Genomic DNA, 3,919 nt, shown 5'->3' on the forward strand with positions numbered 1-3,919 from the left:
AGGATGTCGACCGGATGCGTCTCTACATCGACGGGGTCTACTACAACACGGTCGGGCTTCGACACGCGTATGATAACGTCCACTTCTACCTGCCGTGGGAGCAACGGCTCGACCTCTCGGACACGGCGGTCTTCGAGTTCGTCTCGATCGACAAGCGGGGCCGCGAGGGCGAGCGCATGGTCGTGACGCCGGACATCCGCGTCCAGATGGGATGGAACAACGGCGATTATAAATTCCGTGCCAGGGTCGGCCGCGGGACGCACCGCGTCGTCATCAAGGACGCCGACGGCCGGGTGATGGATGCGAAAGACTTTGACCCTACGCAGTATTGGTCCTTCGACATCCCGCTCGACCATACACAGTACAAGCACGGCGAGACGTACTACGTGTACGGCGTCGACTCGAAGGGGAACGAGGGCCCGCCGGGGGAATACGTCTATGAGGCGACGAACGCGTCGTATGAGTCGTTCACGCCGGCGGCCGAGATAGGCTGGCCGGTCGGGGGGGACGCGCGATGAGCTATACGATCACCGGCACCCCCGAGGTCGTGAACGGGTTCATCAGCATCCTCGACCCGGCCGTCCGCCAGAAACGTTCCGCGACCTCCATCACGGACGAGGACCCCCTCCATAATTTCACGAACACGTTCAACGCCTGCCTCGACCACGCGTCCAAGAACGGGTGGAACGTGTTCGTCCCGAAAGGGGAATACGTGGTCAACTACATCAACCTGTGCCCGAACACGACGATCAAAGGGGTCGGCACCCATAGCAGGATCCGTCACAGAGGAAGCACCACCCATCCCTACCTGTTCCAGAACCCGCGGACGCACCCGGAAGCGCTCCCAAACGGCTCGATCGGCGGCATCGTCATCGAGGACCTGATGGTGACCCTGAGCGGCGAAACCAAGGCCGGGTTCATGCTGGACCGGGTGTACGAGTCGGTCATCGCACGCGTCCGGGTCTTTTCGGGAGGGTGTAAGGACACAGCGTTCCGGTTCACCGGCGGGGCGCACAACCAAGGGACGGCCTACTACAACACGCTCTATGACGTCTCCGTCAACGGGAACAACGGGGCGGGGACCAACTTGGAGAAAGCCTTCGCCTTCCACCACAGCGCCAACTCGAACCGTCTCCAGAACTGCCGCGTCGTCGCGACACGGGTCGGCGTGCAGGTCGAGACGGGCTACACGAACCACATCCACGTGTCGGGCTGTGCCTTCGAGAACTTCCAGTACGGGGTGGAGCTCCGTGGGTCGGCCTTCTCCAGCATCATCGGCAACCGGTTCGAGAACACGGGGGATAACAACGAAGACTACAACTGGGATGTGGCGGGCGTCCTACTCAGGACATTCGCCGGCAAAATCCCAGTCGCAGGCGGGGGCGAAGAGGAGAAACGGATCATCTCCCGGGGGAACCTCGTCGCCGGGAACTTCTATTCGGCGATCAAAAACGAGGCCACAAAGGAACGCAACATCATCATGGAGGGGCCGGAGAACGAGGAGAACCTGATCCTCGACAATCGTTATCTCCACGTCCCCTTCATCCGCAACGCGACGATAGTGGAAATCGACGGTTCCCCATCGAAGGACGCGGTGGTCACCGGGTGGCAATCCGCCATCGAGCTCCAAGGGCAACACGATATCCGCAACGCGAAAACCATCCGGGGGACGGGGACGATCCGCGAGGTCGACCTCCTGACGAACGTCGATGCCATCACGGGGGTCGGGTCGTTGACGGACGTCGAGCGCCTCGCGAACGTCACGGATATCTGTGACGTCGGCACGATCTCAGGGGTGGAGGAAATCTCGGATGTCGGGTCGATCCAGCTCACCCGGCTCACCGCGGAGCCGGTCGCCCCGGGTGAGGGGACGCTCTACCACCTCGACACCGTCACCCATCCGGAGGGCTATTACCTCTACCGGGACGGACGTTTCCAGGCACTCGTGCCGGAACCCACGGGACCGGTGGTGCCGACGGCTCCGGATCACCCGTTCTTCCAGCTCGACGCCCGGACGCTGTTCCGGGACGGCGTGTGGGAACACGACCTCCACGGCTGGTCGTCGCTCGAACGTCAGGTCGTCAGCGACCCGGCCGGCGAGCCGGTCGTCACGTTCCACTCGATCCCCGCGTGGGGGCTGTTGGCGGACGGCATGACGATCGACGCGCGCAAGCTGAAGTGTCTGCGCCTGCGGGCGCCGAAGGGCGAGGCGTACTACCGGATCGCCGTGAAGGCGTATGACCGGGACGGGTTCCAGCTCGAAGACACCGGCGCGACAGAGGACTATGTGCACCTGCATGGGGCCGTCGCGTCCGAGACCTCGTATTGGAACGAGACGCAGAAGCGACGCCAGAACCGGGCGAACGTGTATGAGGCGACGTTGCGCGTCCTCTCCGACGAGGTCTTCTTCCTGAAGGTGTCGATCTTCACCGGGGTCGCGATCACGACGGAGAACCCGATCACCTCGCTCGTGCTCGAGGTGCCCGCGGCCACGACGGCCGAGGCGCTCGCGGCCGAAACGCTCGCCGAGACGGTGTTCAAGAACCCGCTCTTCGACGGGAGCCTCGCCCCGCAGGGGTGAACAGGGGTACCGTCCGTCCTGAGATGGCGACGATACCTATGTGGAGTGCTTTGATGAGGGGGCAGTTCAGGCCCCCTCTTGTCGGGTCTCGCCGTTGCCACGATCGTGACGCGCCCCCGACCAGGTCCCGCCTTCTGATGACGGAAGCGGGCGGAGGGCACGTGCTCGCTATATCTCGTTTCTTGACAGGTGTGGAATGATGAACAGTGTTTGCCACGTACACGCCGTGTACGCCCCTAGAAAGACTACGACTATGAAAAAGGATGGATGATGATGAGAATGGAATGGAAACGACAGGCGCGACACGCCTTGAAAGGAAACTGGTGGAGGATGGCCGGGGTGGCGCTCCTGTTCTTCATCGTCAGCGGCATCCCCCAATGGTTCATGCCCGGGGTGGACGCCGACTCCCCAGAACTGTTCACATCGAGAGCGCTCACCTGGGTGTTCGTCTCCCATGTCGTGCAGATCATGATCGCCCCGCTCGCCATCGGGTGGTCATGGCTCACGCTCGACGTCTCACGTGAGAAGGGCGCCTCGCTCTGGACGATGTTCAGGCCGTTCCGGACCCGATACCTCAAACATGTCGTCACCTCGTTGGTGATGAGTGTGTTCCTCGTGCTATGGAGCTTGCTGTTGATCGTACCGGGAGTCATCAAAGGCTTCTCCTACTCGCTCACACCGTACATCTTGCGCGACCGGCCCGAGCTGTCCGTGCTCGAGTCGATCACGGAGTCCCGTCGCCTCATGGATGGCCACAAGATGGAGGCGCTCATGCTCGTCCTGTCCTTCCTCGGCTGGTTCCTCGTCGGGACCTTGACGCTCGGGATCGGGTTCTTCTTCATCGGGCCGTACATCTCGACCACGTACGCGACGTTCTATGACGCGATCCGCGACAACGGGGAAGCCGGTACGGATGAGCCGACGCATGGGACGGAACAAGGGTTCTGACCAAACCGTCCCTGTCCGATTCATCAGGCGGGGCGAGCGCTTTCAGGCAATGATTTCAGTTCTTCATCGACCTGTCCCAGAGTGGGACCGAAGGGACGGGGACGCACGACATCACAAACGAAAGGGATGACCATATGATCCGATCATCGACAACCATACATAAGGCGAGGGCACACCTCCTGCGCGGGGTACTCCTCGCCCTCCTCCTCGCGGTCTCGTGCGGCATCGCGCAGCCGACGCATGCCGAGACGGGCGACAGCATCACCCGGGAGGCGCTCACGCCGTTCGAGTCGTCGCTCGCCCTCCTCACGGACCTCGAGGCGCCCGTGCCGATCGACTACTACCAGGGACAGGACCGGGTGACCGGGACCGTCGCGCCGGACGTGAAGA

At 62.6% G+C, this 3,919-nt stretch carries 4 protein-coding genes; all 4 read left to right on the forward strand.

Features of this window, described 5'->3' with window-relative positions; translation table 11 throughout:
* The coding region (locus GVY43_RS15415) for a hypothetical protein (RefSeq protein ID WP_236549001.1) at positions 1–518 on the forward strand (518 nt) is incomplete at its 5' end.
* The gene (locus tag GVY43_RS15420; RefSeq protein ID WP_159563746.1) at positions 515–2,581 is read left to right on the forward strand and encodes a hypothetical protein; all 2,067 of its coding nucleotides are present in this window, start codon (positions 515–517) and stop codon (positions 2,579–2,581) included. The genes GVY43_RS15415 and GVY43_RS15420, both read left to right, overlap by 4 nt.
* A gap of 273 nt (positions 2,582–2,854) precedes the next feature.
* Complete coding sequence (locus tag GVY43_RS15425) at positions 2,855–3,529, forward strand: DUF975 family protein (protein WP_159563747.1); 675 nt, start codon at positions 2,855–2,857, stop codon at positions 3,527–3,529.
* A gap of 134 nt (positions 3,530–3,663) precedes the next feature.
* On the forward strand, positions 3,664–3,919 hold a 256-nt coding region (locus GVY43_RS15430; protein WP_159563748.1), incomplete at its 3' end, for a hypothetical protein.

The organism is Exiguobacterium sp. 8H, assembly GCF_902506255.1.
In the GTDB taxonomy this organism is placed as follows: Bacteria; Bacillota; Bacilli; order Exiguobacteriales; family Exiguobacteriaceae; genus Exiguobacterium; species Exiguobacterium profundum.